The sequence below is a fragment of the Eubacterium ramulus genome, assembly GCF_045002895.1.
GTDB classification, from domain to species: domain Bacteria; phylum Bacillota; class Clostridia; order Lachnospirales; family Lachnospiraceae; genus Eubacterium_I; species Eubacterium_I ramulus.
In genome coordinates this window covers 350,437-372,439 of sequence record NZ_CP173382.1, presented here as the reverse complement: position 1 = coordinate 372,439, position 22,003 = coordinate 350,437, and the positions used below count along the sequence as shown (strand labels likewise).

At 44.0% G+C, this 22,003-nt stretch carries 18 protein-coding genes; 1 reads left to right on the top strand and 17 read right to left on the bottom strand.

The genetic code is table 11. The annotated features are described in order from the left end of the window. Positions 1-200: 200 nt before the first annotated feature. From ACIRUQ_RS01785 to ACIRUQ_RS01705, 17 genes are all read right to left on the bottom strand, one after another. Complete coding sequence (locus ACIRUQ_RS01785; protein ID WP_022036600.1) at positions 201-1,034, bottom strand: PRD domain-containing protein; 834 nt, start codon at positions 1,032-1,034, stop codon at positions 201-203. Positions 1,035-1,300: 266 nt separating this feature from the next. After that, positions 1,301-2,929 (bottom strand): phosphoenolpyruvate--protein phosphotransferase, encoded by a 1,629-nt coding sequence (gene ptsP, locus ACIRUQ_RS01780; protein ID WP_055289818.1) that lies wholly within the window; start codon positions 2,927-2,929, stop codon positions 1,301-1,303. 1 nt (position 2,930) lies between these two features. Further along, the gene (locus ACIRUQ_RS01775) at positions 2,931-5,090 is read right to left on the bottom strand and encodes a PTS transporter subunit IIABC (protein ID WP_055289816.1); all 2,160 of its coding nucleotides are present in this window, start codon (positions 5,088-5,090) and stop codon (positions 2,931-2,933) included. Positions 5,091-5,353: 263 nt separating this feature from the next. Continuing rightward, positions 5,354-5,908 carry a signal peptidase I gene (locus ACIRUQ_RS01770; protein WP_055289814.1) on the bottom strand — a complete coding sequence of 185 codons (555 nt, stop codon included), beginning with the start codon at positions 5,906-5,908 and terminating at the stop codon, positions 5,354-5,356. Continuing rightward, positions 5,905-6,126: an HTH domain-containing protein gene (locus ACIRUQ_RS01765; RefSeq protein ID WP_242853582.1), complete on the bottom strand. Its 222-nt coding sequence runs from the start codon at positions 6,124-6,126 to the stop codon at positions 5,905-5,907. Before ACIRUQ_RS01765 ends, ACIRUQ_RS01770 begins: the two co-directional genes overlap by 4 nt. Positions 6,127-6,592: 466 nt before the next feature. Then, on the bottom strand, positions 6,593-7,603 hold the full coding sequence (locus tag ACIRUQ_RS01760) for a MucBP domain-containing protein (protein WP_055289812.1): 1,011 nt from the start codon (positions 7,601-7,603) through the stop codon (positions 6,593-6,595). Between the two features lies 1 nt (position 7,604). Next, positions 7,605-8,405, bottom strand: coding sequence for a hypothetical protein (locus tag ACIRUQ_RS01755; RefSeq protein ID WP_055289810.1), 801 nt, complete (start codon positions 8,403-8,405; stop codon positions 7,605-7,607). Between the two features lie 14 nt (positions 8,406-8,419). Next, on the bottom strand, positions 8,420-9,169 hold the full coding sequence (locus ACIRUQ_RS01750) for a hypothetical protein (RefSeq protein WP_055289807.1): 750 nt from the start codon (positions 9,167-9,169) through the stop codon (positions 8,420-8,422). A gap of 13 nt (positions 9,170-9,182) precedes the next feature. Next, complete coding sequence (locus ACIRUQ_RS01745) at positions 9,183-9,695, bottom strand: hypothetical protein (RefSeq protein WP_055289805.1); 513 nt, start codon at positions 9,693-9,695, stop codon at positions 9,183-9,185. A gap of 15 nt (positions 9,696-9,710) precedes the next feature. Next, positions 9,711-10,703, bottom strand: coding sequence for a DUF5979 domain-containing protein (locus ACIRUQ_RS01740; protein ID WP_055289803.1), 993 nt, complete (start codon positions 10,701-10,703; stop codon positions 9,711-9,713). Between the two features lie 30 nt (positions 10,704-10,733). Next, positions 10,734-11,636, bottom strand: coding sequence for a class C sortase (locus ACIRUQ_RS01735; RefSeq protein ID WP_055289801.1), 903 nt, complete (start codon positions 11,634-11,636; stop codon positions 10,734-10,736). Beyond that, positions 11,633-12,514 carry a class C sortase gene (locus ACIRUQ_RS01730; protein ID WP_055289799.1) on the bottom strand — a complete coding sequence of 294 codons (882 nt, stop codon included), beginning with the start codon at positions 12,512-12,514 and terminating at the stop codon, positions 11,633-11,635. The genes ACIRUQ_RS01735 and ACIRUQ_RS01730 overlap by 4 nt, the downstream gene beginning before the upstream one ends. Before the next feature lie 135 nt (positions 12,515-12,649). Next, positions 12,650-14,092, bottom strand: coding sequence for a SpaH/EbpB family LPXTG-anchored major pilin (locus ACIRUQ_RS01725; RefSeq protein ID WP_055289797.1), 1,443 nt, complete (start codon positions 14,090-14,092; stop codon positions 12,650-12,652). Positions 14,093-14,213: 121 nt separating this feature from the next. After that, positions 14,214-18,446 (bottom strand): VWA domain-containing protein, encoded by a 4,233-nt coding sequence (locus tag ACIRUQ_RS01720; protein ID WP_055289795.1) that lies wholly within the window; start codon positions 18,444-18,446, stop codon positions 14,214-14,216. 12 nt (positions 18,447-18,458) lie between these two features. Further along, positions 18,459-18,659, bottom strand: a complete 201-nt coding sequence (locus ACIRUQ_RS01715) for a hypothetical protein (RefSeq protein ID WP_022035969.1) — start codon at positions 18,657-18,659, stop codon at positions 18,459-18,461. Between the two features lie 227 nt (positions 18,660-18,886). Next, on the bottom strand, positions 18,887-19,318 hold the full coding sequence (locus ACIRUQ_RS01710) for a hypothetical protein (protein WP_082432727.1): 432 nt from the start codon (positions 19,316-19,318) through the stop codon (positions 18,887-18,889). 70 nt (positions 19,319-19,388) lie between these two features. Then, complete coding sequence (locus tag ACIRUQ_RS01705; protein WP_055289793.1) at positions 19,389-20,639, bottom strand: BTAD domain-containing putative transcriptional regulator; 1,251 nt, start codon at positions 20,637-20,639, stop codon at positions 19,389-19,391. A gap of 418 nt (positions 20,640-21,057) precedes the next feature. On the opposite strand from ACIRUQ_RS01705, the gene ACIRUQ_RS01700 reads away from it, so the two are divergent. Then, positions 21,058-21,984, top strand: coding sequence for a transglutaminase-like domain-containing protein (locus ACIRUQ_RS01700; RefSeq protein ID WP_055289946.1), 927 nt, complete (start codon positions 21,058-21,060; stop codon positions 21,982-21,984). Positions 21,985-22,003 lie beyond the last annotated feature (19 nt).

Below are 22,003 nucleotides of genomic sequence, written 5' to 3'. Positions count from 1 at the left end.
TACGTTTGTCCGTTTTTCCAACACTTTTTTGACTGTTTTTGTCCGTTTTTCCAATGCTTTTTCACCTACTTTTGTCCGTTTTTCCAATACTTTTTTACCTGCTTTTGTCCGTTTTTCCCGAAAAGTGAAAAAAATGTACCGAAACAGCGTATTGTATTGCTCTTTCGGTACACAGGTGTCTGATCCTTGATTATAATCCGCTATTCTTCATCTGCCATACTGACCCGCTCGATGTGCATAGCCAGATAGCCGATCTCCAATTCCTCGAGCGGCTTATGTAATGCATGGCTGAGATGATCACATACGGTGGTTGCCAGTTCAAAAGCATCCGGAAAATTGTGCTGTACATAGTCATTCATATTGACTTTCAGAGATTCCCCTTTCAATACACGGGCAACCATATATTTCACATGGTTCATCAGCCGGTTATAACTCAATGACATGACATTGATGCGGATGCCCCGCTGCTCTTCGATCACGGAAACGCAGTCCCGCACAGCCCGCGCCATCTGCATCGAGACAGATACGGATTCTTTTTCCAGTGCGGAATGAATATGCAGCGCCACATATCCGATCTCATCCTCGTCAATGTCGATCTGCTTTTCCTCTTTCAGAATCGTCTGTATCATAGAGGCCACCTTAAATTCTGAATGGAACAGCGTCTTGATATCTTCAGTCAGCGGATTGGAGATCTTTTCTCCCTTCTGCAGACGCTGGACGGCAAATGCGATATGATCTGCCATCGGAAACAAGATACTCCGGTCGATTTTTCCAAAATGCCGCTCCGCTTCATTCAAAATCCGATTCGCCATCTGAAAATATTCCGGCTGGATGGATTTGATCAATTCCGCCGCGTCTCCTCTTGAAGAGGTCTCCTGTAAAGAATACACCGTACAGTCTGCAGGCTGTTCAAAACGCTCCCCAGGCTTTTTTCCAAATCCGACGCCTTTTCCCAGCAGGACATATTCTTTGCTGTCATTCATATCAAGGGCAATCACCCCGTTATGGTTTAGTACTTTACATATACGATACACGATTCGCTTCCTTCTCCCACAATAAATAGTTTGTAATACAACTGTAATACTATTATTTTAACACAGAAATTTTCATTTTCATACCCATAAAAATCAATTCTGTGAAAACCAAAACTCAACTCTGCCAGGGAGCACACAACGGTGTATGTACACAACTATGTATGTATAGAACTATGTATGTATAGAAAAACAGACAGCCGCACATTCTTTTCGAATATACGGCTGCCCGTTTTCTATATTTCAGTCCAAAATCACTGTTCCATTCACTAATTTGCAGTATATTCCCGGATGTTTTTGCGAACTTTCAGCACCATGGATGGAGCTACAGAAAGTTCATCTACTCCCATCTCCATAAATGCATCTGTCAGTTCCAGATCTGCGCCAAGTTCTCCGCAGATACCGGCCCATTTTCCACATTTGTGTGCATTTTCCACAACCATACGGATCATGCGCAAAATCGCTTTGTGATGCGCGTTGTAAAAATCATCCAGTTTAGCATTCTGACGGTCAATCGCCAGTGTATACTGTGTCAGGTCGTTGGTTCCGATACTGAAGAAATCCACCATCTCTGCCAGTTCATCGCTGATCATCACAGCTGCCGGTGTCTCGATCATGACACCCTGCTCCGGCATTTTATACGGGATTTCCGCTGCTTCCAGCTCAGCCCGCACTTCTTCTACAATGGCAAAAATCTGCTCCACTTCCTCTGTGGAAGTGATCATCGGATACATCACAGACAGATTTCCATATACCGCTGCACGAAGTAACGCACGCAGCTGTGTCTTGAAAATCTCCGGCTGCTTCAGACAGATACGGATGGCACGATAGCCCATGGCCGGATTATCCTCCTGACCGAGGTTAAAAAAATCCACCTGTTTGTCTGCACCGATGTCCAGTGTCCGGATGATCACTTTTTTGCCTGCCATCAGCTGCAGCGCCTGTTTGTATGCATTGAACTGCTCTTCCTCTGTCGGAAAATCCGTTTTTCCAAGATACAGGAATTCGCTTCGGAACAGGCCAATACCTTCCGCATCATTATCCAGTACACTTGCGATGTCAGACACGCTGCCGATATTTGCATACAGATGCACCTGTCTGCCGTCCTTCGTCACCGTTTCCTGCCCTTTCATCTGCTGCAGCAGCTGCTGTTTCTCAGCCTCTTCTGCCATGCGGGCTTTTGTCTGTTCACACACTTCTTTGGAAGGCTCTACGACAAAAGTACCTGCAAACCCATCTACAACTGCCTGCATCCCATTCTGCAGGGCATCCAGTTCCACCGGCACGCCGATCAGAGCCGGAATGTTCATCATACGCGCAAGGATCGCCGTATGAGAATTGGTAGATCCGTGTACTGTGACAAAACCGAGGATCTTATCCTTGTCCATCTGAACAGTCTCACTCGGAGACAGATCATCCGCTACAATGATCGATGGCTCCATATCATTCATATCCACCGGTGCATGACCGGACAGATTCTGAACGAGACGGTTGGAAATATCACGGATATCTGCGGATCTCGCCTGCATATAATCATCATCCATGCTGGCAAACATCTCGGCAAAATTATCACCGGTCACTGCAACCGCATACTCTGCATTCACCATTTCATTGCGGATCATATTGCAGATGGCATCCTGATAATCCTCATCTTCCAACATCATCTGATGCACCTCAAAAATCGCTGCGCTGGCTTCACCAACTTCTTTCACTGCCTTATCATACAGTTTCTGCAGCTGTTCCTGCGATGCACTGACCGCATCCTGCATACGGGCGATCTCACCTTCTGCATCTGTGATTTTTTCCCGTTTTACCTGGACATCATTCTTTTGGAACACTACGACCGGTCCCAGTGCAATTCCCTTATAAACAGATTTTCCTTTGTATTCCTGTGTCATATTATGCTTCCTCTTCATATACATCTACTGCAAACAGCGGATCTCCGGCTTTTACCTCACCCTCTGCCAGCAATCTGACCTTCTGGTTATCCTCCAATTCGGTGCACAGAATCGGAGAACACAGTGACGGTGCATTGGCTGTCAGATAATCAATGTCGATCTCCAGCAGTTTGTCACCCTTCTTCACGCTCTGTCCGTTTTCCACAAAACAGGTAAAGCCTTTGCCTTCCAGATTAACTGTGTCGATACCGATGTGCAGCAGCATGGATAAACCGCTGTCTGTCAGAAATCCGATCGCATGTTTTGTATCAAATACGAAGATGACCTGTCCATCTTCCGGTGCTACGATGGTTGCTGCTGTCGGAGTCACGACTGCTCCGTCACCCATCATTCTGCCTGCAAACGCATCATCCGGTGCAGTTGCCAGATCTGCTGCGATACCTGTGATCGGGCTTGATACGATAATGGTCTCTTTTACCACTTCTTTTGCTTCCTGTGTTTCTGCGGCAGTCTCTGTCGGTACGGTATCTGCAGCATCAGAAGCTGTTTCGTCTGTATGAAGCTCCTCGTTCGGGGCTTTCTCCAGATAATCCTCAAAATTTGATTTAATAACGGTTACTTTCGGTCCGTAGATGATCTGAACACCGTTTCCTTTGTGAACCACACCAGAAGCGCCGGTTGCTTTCAGGAGCGCATCGTTGACCAGTTCCGGTTTGAATACCGTACAACGCAGTCTTGTGGCACAACAGTCCACATCAGAAATATTCTTCTTGCCGCCAAGGCCCTGTAAAATTCCCTCAGAAACAGGATCATCCCCTGCGGCACCATTTTCGCCTTCTTTTCTCGCATTGACATCTGCTCTTGTGTACAGTTTTACTTCTTCTGTGTCATCACGGCCCGGTGTCTTCAGGTTCAGTTTTTTGATCAGGAAGCTGAACAGGAAGTAATATACAATGAAGTAGATCACACCGATGATCACTACCCATACCCAGCTTGTTTTCTTGTTGCCCTGCATGATACCGAACAGGAACAGATCGATAAATCCGCCGGAGAATGTCATTCCGACACCTACATTACAGATATGCATCAGCATATAAGCCAGACCTGCAAATACGCAGTGGATACCGTACAGCAGCGGTGCCACAAACAGGAAAGTAAACTCCAGAGGCTCTGTGATACCTGTCAGCATGGAAGTCAGTGCTGCGGAAAGGAGCAGACCGCCGACAGCTTTTCTCTTTTCCGGTTTTGCTGTGCGGTACATTGCCAGTGCGGCTCCCGGAAGGCCAAAGATCATCAGCGGGAATTTACCGGACATAAATCTGGTTGCAGATACTGCAAAATGTTTTACTGTCGGATCAGACAGCTGTGCAAAGAAAATATTCTGTGCGCCTTCGATGAGTTTTCCACCGACTTCCAGTGTTCCGCCCACACCGGTCTGCCAGAACGGCAGATAAAATACGTGATGCAGACCAAACGGAAGCAGTAAACGCTCCAGAAATCCGTATACCCAGGTTCCTGCATAACCGGATTTCAGAACCAGATCACCAAGTGCGTAAATACCGGACTGGATCACCGGCCATACAAAGAACATCAGGATTCCGACACCCACAAACACGATACCGGAAATGATCGGTACAAAACGGGTTCCTCCGAAGAAGGATAATACCTGCGGAAGCTCAATCTTGTAAAAACGGTTGTGCAGTGCCGCAACACCAAGACCAACGATGATACCGCCAAATACACCCATCTGAAGGGATGTGATACCACATACATCTGTAACAGAACCGGACAGCATTGTGTCCGCACCGCCCTTGATGTTGATCAGTGCCCCAATTGAAGCATGCATGATGAAAAATGCAATAACAGCTGCCAGCGCTGCTACTTCTTTTTCCTTTTTCGCCATACCGATTGCTACACCCATTGCAAATATAATCGGCAGATTCGTAAAAATAATGTTACCGGCAGCGTTCATAACCTGCAGGATCTGATTCAGTACGGTTCCCGGTCCCATAACGCCCAGCAGACCGTAAGTTTCCAACATTGTTTCGTTCGTAAAAGATCCGCCGATTCCCAGCAGCAGACCTGCGACCGGCAGAATAGCGATCGGCAGCATAAAGGAACGGCCAACCCTCTGCAAAATTCCAAAAATTTTGTCTTTCATAGCTCTCCTCACTCTCTCTCGTAGACAGTATTTGTTATAGTGTACCCATTTTTTGAATTCACATAGCAGGAAGTAACTTTTTTCATGTCGGCCGAACCACAAAAAAAGGCACTAACCCTACATAAATATCAAAAAAATATCTATGCACGGTTAATGCCTGCGTAATCAGTAACACACCATGTATGTATTATTTATATCACATTGATACTTTTCTGTCAATGTGATCACACATCTGTTCTTGTTTCTTTTCCGATACAAAAAATTCAATCCGTATCCTCTGCTTCTCCATCCTCGTACTTCCGGTTCAGTACTGCTGCAAGAACCTGAAGCACGATTGCCAGCCCGATGACACATTTCAGCACCGTCTTTCCTGAGCCGACAGTGATCGTCTGGACAATGCCCCCCACTTTCGGTATGGAACGTACCATCTTTCCCACATACTGCTCATAAGTCACCGGATTCATATCATTTTCCGCGTTGGCATCACCTTTTGTGATAAACTCTCCCATCGCATTACTGTTAGATACCACGCGATGTGTGATGATGGATCCCTGGGCATCCGAGCCGTAAAAAGCGATAATATCGCCCGTCTCAATGTCTCCCGGTTTCACATATTTGATATATACCAGGCTTCCTGTGGGAACCGCCGGTTCCATACTGCCGCTGACGACAGTGTAAAGCTGATATCCCATCGTCTTCGGTACGATCAGCGGGACACATATCGCAATGATGGCAATCAGTAAAATGATGCCGACCGCCCGAAACACCGCCGCCAGTGGATTTTTTCTCCTTCTGTGTGATTGATCTGCTCTGCTCATTTGTTTTTCTCCTCTGTATCGCAATCTGTAACTTCCCAGTAACCGTTTTTAGGAGAACCATGTCGTATAAGAAAACCAAGCGTTTTCAACTTTTTAATATTTTTTTCTATACTTCGACTTCCTAATCCCAATTTTTCAGCTATTTTTTTTGCTGATAACTGTTTATCATAACAAAGAAGCTCCACAATTTTCTTTTGGGTATCCGTCAACTCATTCATCTGAGTCTTCTCCGAACTTTCTCCGAACCTTTTCCGAACTTTCTCCGAATCTTCTCCGTCCTTTTTCTCCGACATTGTCATTGAATTGATTCACCAGAAAATATTGTATTGTCCATGTTTCTCACTTTTCTATCTTTTAGATTACTCTGATTTCATTAATTATAGAATCAGTATATGTCAAATCGCTTAATTTTAACAGCCCCTTTCTGTATTTTCCACTTTTCATTTATCTTTTTCTTTCTTTGGGAAATACTCGATCATGAGCTTCCGAAATTCAGAAACCTGTCCGGTTTATTTAGAAACTTGTGCAATCACTTAGAAATGTGCTTGCGCGCTTTTACTATAGCATAGAGATTTCTTTTGTGCAAGAAGAAGCTGTACAGAAGAACGCTCTCAAATCTATGCGTAAAAAAGGTACAGCGGCTTTTGCCGCTGTACCTGCAACTTTTCACATTAACCTATGATTTTATTTTGTCTCTTTTTTCCGACGTTTCATTGCCACAAACAGAGCGATCAGTGCCACAACAGCAGCAATGATAATTGCGATACTTACACCCAGAGTCTTATTCTTTTCCTGAGTTTCCTTTCCGGCATCGATATTACCGGTCGGTGTATCCTCATCATCCAGATTGATCTGATCCTGCGGTGTCTGCTCATCCGGATTCTCTACTGTACCATTCTGGTCTGCATCCTGTCCGCCGTTGGCATCTGTTCCACCCGGAGTTGTCGTTCCGGTTCCATTTGTTCCGGTTCCGTTTGTTCCGGTAGTTCCATTCGCACCCGTACCGTTTGTTCCATTGGCTCCGGTTCCGTTTCCACCGGTGGTACCAGTGGTTCCTGCCGGAATGGTCACGGTGTTTGTGATGGTATTGCCCGGAATAACGACTGTGACGTGGTTGACCGTCTCCACAACACGATTGGTGGCTCCCGGTGCATATTTGAATGTAAAGACATTCTCTGCCTCGTTGTCACTCAATGTCTTGGTCAGCGCCAGCGCCTGCGGCACATAATTCTCGATATAGCGGTAAGCTACCACCGGTTTATCACCGACGTTTCCATAAAACGTCTGGCTTTCTGCCAGTTTATTGCCCTGCTCATCCTCATAGTTCACGGTATAAGCTACCATGTCACCCTTGATTCCGTAAGCAACCACATAATCTGCATCGCCGTTTACCCGGAATGCAGGTGCTGCCAGTGCTTCGGAATTATCACGTCCGCTGAGTCGGATTCCCTTGACATAATATTTTTCATCTGATACTTTGATGTCATTTATATCAAAAGAAACCGTAGATCCGGCTGCCAGATCAACTTCTTCGACCTTCTGCTGTCCGTTGATGGTTCCCTTATTTCCTGCTGATAACGTCACTTTGTATGTGTAAGGTGTCACAGTCTGTGCTGCCTTTACTGGTGCAGCTCCAAGCCCTGCGATTACGGATACACTCAGAAGAGATACGAATAATTTTTTCCATTTCAACATATTATTTCTCTCCTTTCCTCTGTGCCGTTTCCGCTTCTTTCTTTCTGCGATTCATAGTCACTACCGCCAGGATCAGACATACAACGCCGCTGGCCAGTGCGATCACACTGTATCTGAGCATCAGATTCGTATCGCCGGATTTTACACGTTTGGTAGTGGTGATGACTTTGTCCTCCCCGCGGACTTCTGTCTTCTCTGTCTTCTCGATGGTAGTAACCGTATCCTGTGCTACCTTCTCTGTTGCAAAATTCATACGAAGCTTTGCCAGTGTCAGCTGATAACCGTTACCCTGTGTCTCACCTTCGACACCTACCGTCAGATGAACCGTTCCGCTCTCCTGAGATGCCAGACGTCCCAGGTAAAAATATTCCTGTGTGGAGTTATCTACCTGTTTCAATCCTTCGCCGGCTTTGGAAGAACCCTCGCCGCCGACAGTTGTGCTGTCATACAGCACGGTTTCTTTCTTGTCGCTGCCTACATAAGTCAGACGGTAGCTGTATCCGCCGCCCGCCGCAGACTGCTGTGCATCCTCCAGTGTCTGGATGACTTCGTTGGTCATATACCAGTCAGTACTTCCACTGTCGGAATTCATTACGTTTACTTTCAGTTCGATGCTGTCACCCGGCTGGATATTTGCCATTTCGTCTGTCACATCATTATCCTGAAAATTACTGCTCATCTTGCTGCCGTCGAATGTTACCTGCCATCCGTCAGCTCCCTGATAATCTCTTGCAAATGCTGTTGTCGCTGCCCCGGCCGTCATTACGAGGGTCATTACGAGGCACAAAATCTTCTTCTTCATAGCTCTGTACCTCCTTACTGCAGACTCATAACAGTCTCATCATCGTTCACGCTGACATCCACACCCCAGGCACTCTTGATTGCTTCCTGTGCGTTATGCGTCTGGACTGCATCTACTTCCGCATCTACATGAAAACTGTAACCGTCATATTTATAAGTGTATCGAATGGTATTTCCATCTACCTGCTTTGTCACATCCTGTGCAATGGATTCATTGACACGGATCGTATCGGACAGTGCCGGTGTGGTCTCTCCCACTGGCAATGCCTTTGTATAATACAGAACCGTACGCTCCGGTGTGGACTGATCCTCTGCGATCACCCAGCCGTTATCAGTCAGATAATTCAATTCGATCAGATCCGGAGACAGCGATGTATTTTTCTTTCCCTCGGCATCCTGCCAGCTTCTGGTCAGAATGACACGAACGAACGTATCAATGTTTCCGCTGTTCTTCACGCTGATGGCTTCATTATAGCGTTTGCCCGGTGTAAACTTCTCATCCTCACCCAGCATATTTGCAAGCAGTGTACCCTCTGTGGTGCCTGACCACTCATTATCTGATACATAATCCCTGCTGCTGACTACCGCATCATTTTCTACCAGAGATACACCGATACTCTGCATATTCATCTGTGCGGAATAATTCTCACTGTAATACGTCAGTGCCGCTCTCGCACTTCCCACACCACTTCCTACCAGAAGCACTGCGGAGGCAGCCAGAAGCAGGACTGTGATCTTCGGAAATGATTTCTTTCTCTTCTTCATGTCAACCTACCTCCTACTCCTGTGTATCGCCACTGTCTGCTGTCACTGCATGATTCCAGTCAGCATAGGCATTTCCATTTTCATCGAACAGAACCGGTGTACATTCCTGAATGACTACGACATTGAATTCAGAAGCTTTTCCGTCACCTGACGGGAACTGATAAGAGATATTCAGCTCGTGCTTCGTCGTTTCACCTGCCGGAAGGACACTTTCATAATACCAGTATCCGTCATCACCAGCCTGCCATCCACCATCCGGTGCCAGATACGTCAGTGCCACCGGCGCAAATGCTTTGACTCTGACGAAACAATCATAATCACCTTTATTGATGATGGTGACATGTTTGCCTTTTTCATCGATCTTCTCATCCGGAACAGTGGTCGTGAATCCCATATTCATCTTGACACCACCGCCCGCTGTGGCATATGTCGTAAAATATGCCATGGCACTTCCCACGGTCAGGGAGCCGGTCAGAGCGATCGCTGCAGCCGCCAGAACCAGTGGTTTCTTATGTAGCTTTCTCATTTGGCATCCCTCCTTTTATCTCACTTCAGCAATATCATACAAGCCCTTATCATTTAATTCAAAATGGTTGATCACGCCGTAGCCGCCATTGGTACTGTCATTGACGTCATTGACAAAGGAAACCTCTGCCACCGGTGCATCCGCCTGGCTGTATTCATCATTTGCTTTGATCTCTGTCTCAACTCCGTTGTCAGATTTCAGGTCATAAGATGCCCCGCTGTATACCTCAGTCACTTTCACGACAGCCCCTGCCGGAAGTCCTGTGAGATGTACGGACTGATCACCAACATTATCAAAGGTCAGTGCCTCGACTTTGCTTTCTTTCTTATCACCATTTGTAATATCGATCTGGAAAACGAAGGTTGCCTTATCGCCAAAAGTAGTATTCTGATTTTTCAATGTCTTGTTGATGATCAGATCTCCGGTTCTCTGCTGCTGCTCCGGTTTCAGGCCGATGGCATTGTCACCGGTGAGATTATATACCCAGGCATCGCTGGTTCCCTCGCCGCTGTAATAGTTATTCGGCAGAGAAATCAGATACGGTGTAAATGTATAGACATAATTCGGTGTTACCAGCTGTTCTACCGATACGAGATAAAGTCCGGTCTCCAGATTTTTCACCGCAGCTTTTCCGTTTTTGATGGTAGGATCTGCTGCAACAGCGGTGTTGGCTGTCACCATATCCTCTGCAGCCTGTGCACGTTCCAACCATTTAGCTGCGGAATCCTTATTCTCCCGGCTCAGTGCACTCAGATCCAGTCCGGAAAAGTCACCCACCGGTGTATAAGCTCCGGCTTTATCCACAGAAGCGACCCGATACAGCTTTACCGACAGGTCATTCGTGTTCAGTTCCTCATACTCACCGCCCACGGAAAACTCCACCGAGCAGTCTTTTCTATCCACATCTATCGCACTCGCCGCCCATACACCAGGCAGAACGAATACCGACAATGCCACGGCCAATGCCAGTAAGATGGCACTTCCTTGTTTTACTCTTTTTTTCATCATCGCCTCGTCTCCTCCTTTAATGTCTTTCCTCTATGTATTGCGCTGTTTTCTTCCTGATGCGACTTTCATGATCACAATGATCAGAACCGTGATCGCAATTCCGAGAAGCAGATATAACATATAGTAGTTCTGGATCGCATGCAGCATCGTGTCTGCTACGGAACCTGTTACTTCCTCTTCTCCATTATATGGTACTCTCGTACCTCTGACAAGAAGTCTGTGGGAATTGACACCATACGGTGTACAGGTAAATAAGGTCACCTGATCCTTTCCATCCTCAATCTTCAATGCATTCTGCAACGTCTCATGATCATCCTTGTCCACCATCGGCAGAATCTGATCCACCTGATAGGCAAGTACCTCATCCAACACATGGATGTAAAATTTGTCACCGGCTTCCAGCTGATCGATATCGGTAAAAAGTCTGGCACTCGGCAGGCCTCTGTGTGCCGCCAGCACTGCATGATTGCTTTCTCCTCCAATCGGAAGCTTCGTACCGTTCAGATGTCCGACTCCGGTCTGGAGTACATCATCGCCGGTTCCATGATAAATTGCAAGTTTGATATTGATCTTCGGAATGGACAGATATCCCATCACTCCGTTGTCTTCTACATTCAGGACCTTCCAGTAATCTGTATTCTTCAGATCACCGTCATCTTCGCCAAACACATCTCCGTAGAGATCATTGTCGGTAATGGTCTGATTAAAGGCTTCCGCTTTCTGCCACTCATCGGTAAAATCAGTCGCATCCAGGGACTGTAAGTTATCTTCATAATTACTGATCAGCTGATTCTGTCGGTATGTATTCCACTGATTAGAGATCGTCGGATAAGCCAGGATGCCGAATCCAACGAGAAACAATAAGCCGAAAAGAACCGGAGCCAATCTCCTCTTTTTCTTTGCAGGTTTCTCCTGCGGTTCTACTTCTTTCATTCTTCTGTTTCCTTCTCCCGTGCTGCTTTCTTTCTGAATCGTTTCTCTCTGATAAACAGAATCAGGATAAACACCCCGGTAATCAAAATTCCTACGATTACCCAGAGCAGATAATTTGTATGAAGGCTGATGCCGCTGAGCGGTGTCTGCTCTGCTGCTACTTCATCTGCCACATAATCCACACGGTGTCCACGCACCAGAAGTCTCTGTGTATTCACACCATATGGGGTACAGGTCAGCAATGTCACCAGATCTTCTCCCTCTTCAACGGCCAGTGCATCGGTATCTTCCGGTTCAACCACCAGAATCTGATCCACTTCGTAACATAATGTGTTGTCCAGCACATGAATCAGGAAATGATCGCCGATCTTCATCTGATCCAGATCGGTAAAAAGTGAAGCACTCGGTAAACCGCGGTGTGCGGAAATAACTGCATGTGTGCTCTCACCGCCAATCGGAAGGGAACTTCCTTCCAGATGTCCTGCTGCCTGCTGCAGCACTTCATCACTTGTTCCGTGATAAATCGGAAGCTTGATGGCGATCTTTGGAATCTCTACGATTCCCATCATGCCGTCCCCGGTCAGGTTCAGGCAATTCATATAGGTACTGTCTTCTTCCTCTCTGGCATCCGCCACAGCAAAGGAATCCGGCAGGATACTCGGTACCAGTGCGTCGTTGTATGCCTGTGCTTTCTTCAGCTCCTTCGCATAATCAATATCTCCGGCTTCTGTCATCTGTGTGAGGTTATCTTCATAACTGCTGATGAGCTGTTTCTGTCGGTGATTATTCCACTGATTTGCTACGAAAGGATACAGCAATAAGGACAATCCGGCTAAAAATATAATGACTATAAAAAATTTACTTACTTTCTTTTTCATCCGGCCTCTCCTTGTTGTTGTATGTATCTCATTAATTTATGGTGGCATATCTATTATACCACATTTTTTATTAATCCGGGGCGGCTATCGCCCCGGATTACCTTTTTTATTCAGTAAAACTTACTGATTCGTTATTTATTTGTTTACTCTTTTGCGGCTAGCGAAGAAGAATCCTGCTGCTGCAACCATGATTGCACAACCTGCGATTGTGAAGAGTGTAGTACCCATACCACCGGTAGATGGAAGAGCGGAAAGTTTGGAGTCGTACATTTTGATAAGCTCTGGCTGTGTTGGAGCAACGCCTGTAACTACTCCAGTAGTCTCATCTGTTGTTTCTGCCATTGTAAATGCAATATCATTATTGTTAATGCTGTATCCATCCGGAGCAACTACCTCTTTGAAATAGTAATCACCAGCTTTAAGACCTTTTACAGTAACAGTTCCGTCATCAGCGGTAGTAAGTGTTGTTCCTAATCCAGCCGGAACTTCATCTTTTGTAGTTTCTGCAATCCACTGACCTGTAATCCAACCATTAGCATCAATTACAGCATACTCTTTTACGGCACCGTTCATTCTGTATACAACGAACTCTGCACCTTTTAATACATGTGTTGTATTAACTTCTAATTTTGTAATTTTTGCATTACCTGAATATGTTTTTGTAGTTGTACCTTTCGGATCCTGTGTAGAGGTAGCTTTGTTTGCAACAGTATTTGCTTTATCTACCAGAGCAGTATAAGTAATAACTACTTCCTGACCTGCATATGTGTTATCATCTTTTACAAGACCCATTAAATCAAGATTAAAAGAGCTCTGTCCATGTAAACTTTCATCCAGTTTTGCGAATCCTTCAACTGTTACTCCATTTACAGTAATTGTATTAACTGCAGCTGTTCCTTTTACAGGATCTCCTTTAAGGTAGAATGTAGCACCTGTTAAGTTATCAGATACCTTGAATTCAGTTACAAGTTTCTGACCATTCGGTTTTACTTCCTGATAAGGAACTGTTGTTTTTACTTTATATGTAACTAAATCTCCAACTTCAGCGTTTGTTTTATCTGCCTCTTTGCCTGTATGATATCCTTTTGCTTTTGCAACTACGGATGCATCTAATGGTGCAATCAGATTGTTTTTTTCATCATACTTATATGTTTTTGCTACCATTGTGCTGTATTCTGTTTTATTAACAGAATCTGTAACAATTACTAAATAAGCACCTGCCTGCAAGTTTTCAAAATTAACATTGCTAGCAAATTTTCCTGTTGAAATCTCTTTAGAATTTTTTGTAGCAGTAGCTGTTGTCTTCAGAGCTTCAGTTTTTAATTTTGAAATCACAGCTTCAGTATTTAATGTTTCCGGTGTCACACCTGTATCTTTTGTCCAATCTGCTGCTACCCAGCCATTATCATTGGCATCTAATCTGTAGATTTCATAAATATCTACTTTCTGTTCTGCATATGTTGCAAGACCTTTTACTTCAAGCGTTGCGCCTGTTTTTGCTGCGAAAGCGGTAATACTCATTCCGAGTACCATTGCCAGTGATAAAATCACTGCTAAGATTTTTTTCATCTTTTTCATCTCGTTTTCTCCTTTTCTTTTTGGGGTTTACCCATTTATCTTGTCCCGTTTCGGGAAGATAGTTAAATTGATTTGTTGTTGCCAGCGGCGGCAGGCCGCTGAAAAGTCGAGTTATAAAATCCTATCTTTTCAGCACCTCCCTGCGTTTGTTTTTATATAAGATCCATGCTGCGCCTCCCATAAGAAGCATTCCGCCGATCATATACAAGAAGATTCCAGGTCCGCCGGTATGAGGCAGTTCATAAAGCAAATTATTTGCTACCGTAATGATGTAGGTATTATTTTGTTTTTCAATCTTTACATTTGTATTTTCTGAAACTGTAATACCATCATCATTTACTGTTACAGTAATTGGATCTGCCAGTTTGGTATAACCTGATGGTGCTTTCACCTCGGTCAATATATATGTTCCATAAGTTATATCACCCTCTAATACTAGACCGTCTTCACCAGAAATATATGTTCCATTTGTATTTGTACCAATAGTCACTTGGTTTCCATTATTGTCTAGTAGCGTAAATTCTGCACCTTTCAGATAAATATCAGATGTACCTTCCGCATGTCTTGTCTTCAGGATTTTAATTTTCTGAGTGTTCTTGGTATTTGTAATGGTATAACTATTACCAGATGTACTATACGTTACTGTATATGTTGTTCCGCTGATGGTTGTTGTTCCATCTGGTGCTATCATACTGTATCTATGACCATTATAATTAATTGTTCCAGTGTCATCCAGCTTCAACTCACGAATACCGCCATAGTTATCTGATTCTTCTACAGTGAAAGAACCACTGTAATTTTTTCCAGGTAACAATTCAAGTATGCGTCCCGAAACTGGGTTTCCACTTTTATCAATTAACTGTACTAAAACGGTATCCTTTGGATCACTGATTCCCACCCAATTTTTGTTAACATTAATCTGTTCAACTTGAACAACTGGTTTTCTATAATTTTCTGTAACGTTGCTATCTTTCCACTTATAGGAAATCGTTGCTTGGCTGTTTGAATAGAAACCTGCCTGTTTTGATGATGTTCCATTTCCAACTGCAGAATAACCATTTAAAGATGCATCTGTGTAATCATCACCTTGGTTTGTATAACCATCGTTTTGATACTTATCAAATGCAGTCTGGTTTGGCACAACATTTGTGATGGACAGATAATAATAGTAATCTTTTTTGAAAGTATAATCATTTTCAAATTTTAGTGTTGCAGTTTTACTATCTTTATCATAACTTACCGTAGCAATTTTATCACTACCTTCGTAAACCTCACCACCAGTTAAAGAACCATCCGTTAATGTAAATTCACGTCCATTGCCTGGCACATCTGTGTAATTATTTGCGTTTTTCTGTGCGATATTTACTTTAATTTTTGTATTAGCTGTTGTATCAACATACTGGCTTAATGTATCAGTAATTGTAACCTCTGAGCATGCCAGAGTTAAGATGTCACCTGCAATACTAGTGAATTCTTTTGTAAGATCGGAAGGATCCGAATAATTAATAGCTCTTTTGGTACTTGCACTAACTGCTCCAGATAGCCTATTTAAAATATCTAAACCACTGATTTGCTCATAAATATCGTATCCATTAGAATAAGTTCCATTATCTGGACAAGTATAATAATGTCGCCATGTTTTATACTCATCATGTGTATAAATATTAATAGAAGGTGGAAGTCCAATTCCAACTGCATAAAACTTCTCGCAGCTAATCTTACCAGCAGATCTTACTGCAGCCTCAAGCGTTTTTTTGCTTGTCTCATTTCCATATCCATATGGTTTTGTTCCATAGTAAGTCGGTTTTCCATCTGTCAGGAAAATGACAATTTTCTTTGCATTTTCTCTACTACTGCTATTTATTGCGGTGGCAGCTTTTGTTAATCCCTGGTCGTAATTGGTTCCGCCATCTGCGGACAATTTTCCTGCTTCTTTCTTCAGGTTTATTCCATTAACCCAATCATCTGTTTTTGTTTTAGCTGATGAACTAAAGGTGACTAATTTGTATTTTGTATCTACTGTTTCCTTTTTTGCATCGAAGGCATCTACTAAGGCGTTAATTGCATTTTTTGTACTTGTTAAATTATCTCCTTCCATACTACCAGAAGTATCAACCACCAATACAATATCAACAAAAGCTTTTTTTACATCGGAGCCGATTGTTCCGGAAGCATTCAGCGTAATGTCATATGTACCATCAGTATTACGTTTGATGTACTTCTCATGTAACATTTTGCTTTCAACAGTTTCGCCGGAACCTCCATTCTGAGAATAGTTATTTTTAAATTCTACACTCCTGGAATTTCCAACTGCAATGTTCATATTTGTAGAAGTTATTCCGCTTCCGGCTACTGTACTGTCTACGAATATAGATGTATTTCTAGTATATCCCGATACATCTAATGTACCTGTTTCTTCGATATTGATGTCACCACATTTATCCTGTGGAATATTTACAATCGTACTTCCTCTGTAAACACCATTTTCATATGTCCAGGTCATATCATTATATGATAAGGTGCTTACATTTCCTACTTTAAATGAAAGCTTCTTAGCCAATGTTTCTGCATCTGCAGCGTTCAAACCGGTAATGGTTTTGGTTACAGTAATATTTGCTGTACCTGCTACAGGTGTCAATCTGTCTCGTGTAAATCTTACATTATCAATAAAGTTTCCGACTGTATCAATATTGGATGCTGTACTACCTGCAACGAAGAAGAAACGTGTAGAATACTGATTACTTGCTACAGTATAAGTTCCCTGATGAGTTGTCCAAGAACGATCTCCGTCTGTATAGGTAGCAACCATTGCTCCCGGATACTTTTCCTTATTATTGACAACGTCTAACACCTGAGCCTGAGTCGTAATATTTTTAGCCAGGTCACTGGACATTGCAACAACATACATTGTATCATTTTCTACCGCAGAGCTATCATTTCCGTTCGATCCTCGTGCTCTATGTGCCACCTGATAATTTAAAACTTCTCCAGGTGTCGTAAGGACATCCTGATATAATGCTCCGGCGGCTGCACAGTTAAGTCCTGCAAACTGATTTCCATCTGCTGCTATCTCATCTCCATGCCAATTATATCTCTGATCGTCGTACTCCTGAAATTTTAATGATGGTCCTAATGTCGTAACAATTTCGATATCCGCGCCATCCGGATCAGACCATCTGGGATCTTCTGCATCATGTGTACCTGTTGTCTGCCAAACACCGTCTAATCTTTTATAATTTTCATTTGAGAACTGCCAGTTGTTCGTATTATTTGAATGAAGTTTTGTAACAGAAGGTGTTTCAAAACTGCCATTCTGAACCTCATAATATCCAGTTACATTATACACGGAACTTGTTGCAAGTGCCGTTGTTCCTTCCTTTGGCAATCCGTACTCATTCAAATCATCTTTAGCATAAGCTTCTACTTTATAATTAACTGTTTCATTTCCGTTGTATTTAAGTGCTCCACCATTCAATGCAATGTAGAGGTCTTTTCCATCAGTGCTAATATCTTTTCCGAGATTTGTACCTGTCGTACTGTAATACTGCGTTGGAATCTGTTGTTCCTCAGTTGCACCATTTATGCTTCGATACCAGACATATCCAACTTCTACTGCTGTATCACTGTAATTAGCTGTCAGTTTTCCGTAATTTTCAATAATACTTACTGTTCCCTGTACATCAGCAACCTGAATATTATTACTTTCTTGTGTAATTGCTTCAACTCCTGTTGACGCTTTTGTATCTTCTGGTTTAGTACCATCTTCCACTTTTTCTTCTGCTGTCTTTTCAACTACATCAAAACAACCAACCACAACTGTCTCTGTTTCCAATTTTATATCCTCTTCGAATTGAAGAGTATCTTCTTTCAGCTCATATAAAGTAATTGTCTCATCAGAACTGTCATATACAAATCCCATTGCATGCGCTGTATCCAGGGATGTATTTTCAAACCGGAAATTAACTGCTTTTTCCGGAATCTGTGCTTTATCTTCTGTGCTGATCCGGAAGGAAACATCTCCCATAACTGCCTGATGAACAGTATATCCGGTATTGCCTGTATTCTCCAGTTCTGTCTGAACAGCTTCCAGTACCGTAGACTCTGATGTCTCTTCCTGCATATCCATCTGCAGCTCGGCATTGTCTGTACTTGACTTGAATGTGCCTCCCGGTACGGTCGCATATAAAGTTCCCTGCGATGCACCATCTTTCATTATTTCATGGGATAATTCCACGGTATCCTTCGGCACATAATAAAAGTTTCCATCAACAGCGAATGCTGTGATCGCTGTACTCAACACCAACACCATGCAAAGCACAAATGCCAGTAGTTTTTTCTTCTTTGTATGTTTCATGGCGTCCTCCTTCTATCTTTTATCACTGCATGTATCTTCGCTGTCATTCTTTGTTACCAGTGCTCCGTCTATCAGCTTGAGCAGCTCCAGAGCACTGCGAAAGTACTGTTCGCGTTGCTCGTCTACCCAGGTTACACTTCCCTGCCAGGTCGAATTCTGCTGATTCATGATTTTTATAATAAATGTCTCGGTTTTTTTCTGTCTTTCACTCATGTCAGTACCTTCTTTTTTATTCTTAACTCATTGCTTCGTTCTATGTTGGTATTCTATCTCATCTGACATTACAGGAAACATTACATTCCCTGTTACGATATTAACTTTTTTAACTTTTTCACGTTTTTCTGCAATCGTGTAATAATTTGTAATATTTTTCACGTTTTTATTAACAAAAAATCTCCATCACATCTTTTTTAATGATGTGATGGAGATCTCTGTTTTCGCTAATCCAAAGCGTTATTTAATATTTTGATAAATTCCAGTACACTGGCAAACTGCCAGGCTTCGTCTTCTTCCACCCATTGGAGAAATCCCTGCCAGGATGAATTCTGACGATATTTTACATTTAATAAAAAGGTTCCTTTCTGTCCCCGCATCTGTAATATCTGTTCCTGTTCCAGCTTCTTTTCCAGTTTCTGTCTCTGTACAGATTCTTTTCTGTGAAAAGAACGTGTCTGTGTAGCTGCCTGGGGAAATTGCAGACAATCAAAAAATTCTTCTACTGTCTCAATCATCCGGATGATATTGCTGAAAGCTATCGCTTCTTCGCTATAGCAATGATAGATTTTCCCCGTCATTTCTCCGTCTTCCACGCTGTCGATGCAGATATTAATGAGATTTGGAACATGCCAGGCAATCGGGTGCTTCTGTTCCATATATTCGTTCCCCCTCATATTCCGTCTGTTGTATCAACTGCTGCGCTGTCTCTTCCATCTTTTCCAGATGTTACTTCCAGCCGCTATCATCATTTCGGAACTGAATCGGGGTATCCAGGTTATCCACTTCTGCCACGGAAGATACATAGAATTCCACATATTTGTTCCAGCTTCTGTGCTCTCTGGCAAAATACTTCCGGATACGGTCAAATATCAGTCCACAATTCTCTTTGTTCGTTCCGATCAGAAGTACCAGATACTGTGACGGACTGTATTTGGTAAAGGAATCTCCTTTTCGCAGGCAATGCTGGATCGTATTCTGTAATTCTTCTGACAGGAGCTCCAGCTTCTCCGGTTTTTCCAGCGGATGTCCTTTGCCGTCTGTCAAGCTGCACAGCATCAGATATGCAGACTGACCGCTTCGCTCCAGCATACGTGTCACCAGACGGTAGCTGTCACGGAAGCTTGGAAGGCTGCAATAGTAAGCACCGCCCTGTCCTTTCTCTTCTTTCAGCCGCTGCTTGATATCCTGGATTTCTTTCGGTTTCACATGTTTCAGCTGGCTGCTCATCTGGTCGAACTGTTCCATCAGACGTTCGGAAGGGCTGATCCCCAGCTCCTCAAAGAACAATTTCGCCGTGTCGTCATACTCTTTCATCGCTTCTTTGTAACGTTTCATACCAAGGAAGCATTCGATCTTGATGCTCTGCCATTCATCGAACGGATACAGGCGGCATGCAGGCTCACAGAAGAGCAATGCCTCCTCGTAGTCGCATTTTTCGATCAGACCGTCGCACAGTTCTTTCAGTGCATTGCTGTACAGTTTCTTATACTGTACACTCTCCAGCAGTACCCACTCATCACCGGAGATCTCCGGCAGGAATTCTCCGCGGTACATGTCGCAGACCTGCTTGAGCAGTTCTTCCTTCTGTCTTGTGTCTGCGCAGTTCTGCGCTTCTTCATACATCTTCTGGAATTCTCTCGCATCCACAACGGTCGGAACCGGTGCATTCCATCTGTAAATACCTTTTTTGATGACGATATAGTCATGTTCCGGTAGTCCCGCATCTATGATCATTTTCTTCAGACGGTGTGCTGTCACACGCAGATTATTCGCCGCATCTGCCAGTTCTTCTCTCACATACAGTGCATTTAACAACTTTTCACGTGCAATGCCCTGCTCGCCATAATAAATAAGAATCTGGAGCAGTTTCATCGCTTTTGTCGTCGTGTTTTTTCCGAATGACACCTGGCGCCCCTCATATGTAATAGAAAAATCCCCAAGCATCCGAACATTCAGTATTGCTGTTTTTTCATTCATTCGTTTTTCCTCGTTTCCCTTTTAACGATTTCTCCTTGTCTGTTTTTATTTTAAAATCAGTCTAATAATTTGTCAATGACAATTTCCGTTCCGTTTCCTAAGGCATTTCCTGCGATTCGTTTTGCGTCTGCCCGTCAGATATGCTATACTTACAATTACACAACTCATTAAATGTAACAATTCAAGAATTCCTCGGCATTCTTGCTGCGAGGTGCGCGTCATGCAATTGCATGACATACTTCTACTGCGCACCTCTGCAATCCTGCCGGAGGCTATATCAGCTGGGGGATTGACTCCCAGCTGATATATTTTCTCAACCAACAGAGAGGGGGCATCTGATTTCGTGGACTTTTACAACTCTATATCGTATCGGCCAGACCGCTTTCTTCGGAACAGATTGCTTCTGTTGTTTCTGTGCATGCTGTGTATCTGCATCGCACTGACCGGCTGTTCTTCTCCGGATAGCCATGATTCTGATTCCGGTGCGGATGCTTCCGTACAGACCGCACAGGCGGACGGCACACGGGATGCCACGGCACAGGTGCTGGTTCCACAGGCGGACGGGATCGTGACTTACGGCAGTGACATCGTATCTGTGGATGCTTCGCACACCTCGGACGGCTATGTCATGCTGCGATACACCGGCAGTAATGAAAAGGTTAAGCTACAGGTGACGCTGCCGGATGGCACGGAATACACCTATCCGGTGACAGATTCTGATACGGATTCCGTCTATCCGCTGCCCGGCGGGAGCGGTTCTTACAAGATCACGCTGCTCGAATCTGTGTCTGTGGAGAACAACCTGTATGCGATTTCATTTACCCAGGATCTGGATGTGAGCATCCGCGATGAATTTTCCCCTTTCCTGTATCCGAATTTCTATGTGAACTTCACACAGGATTCGGCCTGCGTGGCAAAAGGCGAAGCGCTGGCGGAGGGATCTTCCTCGGATCTGGATGTTGTTACCAATATTTATAATTTTGTGATCAAGCATATTACTTACGACCAGGAGAAAGCGGACGCGGTTCCCTACGGATATGTCCCGGTACCGGATGATACTCTGGCCACCGGGAAAGGCATCTGCTTTGACTATGCCTCTCTGATGTCTGCCATGCTGCGTTCCCAGCGTATCCCCACCAAACTGGATGTCGGCTATTCCGGTGAGGTCTACCACGCATGGATCAGCTGCTATGTGGATGAAGTCGGCTGGGTGGACGGTATCATCAAGTTCGACGGCAGGCACTGGTCCCTGATGGATCCGACGCTGGCTGCCAGCAACAGTGCGGCAAATGTAAAGAAATATGTCGGCGATGGTTCCAACTATACGACAAAGTATACATACTGATCCCGGACACCGGTCCGTA

Bases quoted from the DNA above. Each gene is read 5' to 3' on its own strand.
- ACIRUQ_RS01765 (WP_242853582.1), bottom strand. From the start codon at position 6,126: ATGAATGAGTTGACGGATACCCAAAAGAAAATTGTGGAGCTTCTTTGT.
- ACIRUQ_RS01715 (WP_022035969.1), bottom strand. From the start codon at position 18,659: ATGAGTGAAAGACAGAAAAAAACCGAGACATTTATTATAAAAATCATG.
- ACIRUQ_RS01725 (WP_055289797.1), bottom strand. From the start codon at position 14,092: ATGAAAAAGATGAAAAAAATCTTAGCAGTGATTTTATCACTGGCAATG.
- ptsP (WP_055289818.1), bottom strand. From the start codon at position 2,929: ATGACACAGGAATACAAAGGAAAATCTGTTTATAAGGGAATTGCACTG.
- ACIRUQ_RS01750 (WP_055289807.1), bottom strand. From the start codon at position 9,169: ATGAAGAAGAGAAAGAAATCATTTCCGAAGATCACAGTCCTGCTTCTG.
- ACIRUQ_RS01700 (WP_055289946.1), top strand. From the start codon at position 21,058: ATGCTGTGTATCTGCATCGCACTGACCGGCTGTTCTTCTCCGGATAGC.
- ACIRUQ_RS01745 (WP_055289805.1), bottom strand. From the start codon at position 9,695: ATGAGAAAGCTACATAAGAAACCACTGGTTCTGGCGGCTGCAGCGATC.
- ACIRUQ_RS01775 (WP_055289816.1), bottom strand. From the start codon at position 5,090: ATGAAAGACAAAATTTTTGGAATTTTGCAGAGGGTTGGCCGTTCCTTT.
- ACIRUQ_RS01760 (WP_055289812.1), bottom strand. From the start codon at position 7,603: ATGTTGAAATGGAAAAAATTATTCGTATCTCTTCTGAGTGTATCCGTA.
- ACIRUQ_RS01770 (WP_055289814.1), bottom strand. From the start codon at position 5,908: ATGAGCAGAGCAGATCAATCACACAGAAGGAGAAAAAATCCACTGGCG.
- ACIRUQ_RS01710 (WP_082432727.1), bottom strand. From the start codon at position 19,318: ATGGAACAGAAGCACCCGATTGCCTGGCATGTTCCAAATCTCATTAAT.
- ACIRUQ_RS01755 (WP_055289810.1), bottom strand. From the start codon at position 8,405: ATGAAGAAGAAGATTTTGTGCCTCGTAATGACCCTCGTAATGACGGCC.
- ACIRUQ_RS01740 (WP_055289803.1), bottom strand. From the start codon at position 10,703: ATGATGAAAAAAAGAGTAAAACAAGGAAGTGCCATCTTACTGGCATTG.
- ACIRUQ_RS01705 (WP_055289793.1), bottom strand. From the start codon at position 20,639: ATGAATGAAAAAACAGCAATACTGAATGTTCGGATGCTTGGGGATTTT.
- ACIRUQ_RS01720 (WP_055289795.1), bottom strand. From the start codon at position 18,446: ATGAAACATACAAAGAAGAAAAAACTACTGGCATTTGTGCTTTGCATG.
- ACIRUQ_RS01730 (WP_055289799.1), bottom strand. From the start codon at position 12,514: ATGAAAAAGAAAGTAAGTAAATTTTTTATAGTCATTATATTTTTAGCC.
- ACIRUQ_RS01735 (WP_055289801.1), bottom strand. From the start codon at position 11,636: ATGAAAGAAGTAGAACCGCAGGAGAAACCTGCAAAGAAAAAGAGGAGA.